The sequence below is a fragment of the Vibrio sp. 2130-1 genome (assembly GCF_033339515.1).
The window spans coordinates 1-507 of the sequence record NZ_JAWOUT010000770.1; the positions used below are offsets into that span (position 1 = coordinate 1).

General features: G+C 47.3%; 1 protein-coding gene. It reads left to right on the forward strand.

Annotated elements, in window-relative coordinates:
- Positions 1-507, forward strand: a 507-nt coding sequence (locus R7Q09_RS28605) for a tandem-95 repeat protein (RefSeq protein ID WP_318144265.1), incomplete at both ends; no start/stop codon positions are given.

Sequence of the window (507 nt, forward strand, 5' to 3'; positions counted from 1 at the left end):
AACGACGGTGTGCTAGAAATTAATGGCGATGGTACTTACACCTTCTCTCCAAACGAAAACTTTACAGGCGATGTTAGCCTTGATGTTGTCGTGGTTGACGAGGACGGCGCGGTTGATACAACAACAGCGGGTATTACCGTTCTTGAGGTGAACGATCCACCAATCGCAGGCACAACCAGTTACACCATTGATGAAGATGAAGTTATCACCATCAGCGCAGAACAGTTGTTGGCAAACTCTTCCGATATTGAAGGTGAGGTAGTACTAGATAGCGTGAGCTACAGTGGCAGCGAAGGTATCTTTACCGACAATGGTGATGGTACGTTCAGCTTTGCACCAAACCAAAACTTCAATGGTGAAGTGAATCTTGATGTTGTAGTCGTGGACGAAGATGGTGCGACCGCTTCGACGACGGCAAACATTGATGTTCTGCCAATCAATGATGCTCCGGTATCGGGTGACTTGGCTTACAGTGTCGACGAAGACAACTCAATCACGCTAAGCCAA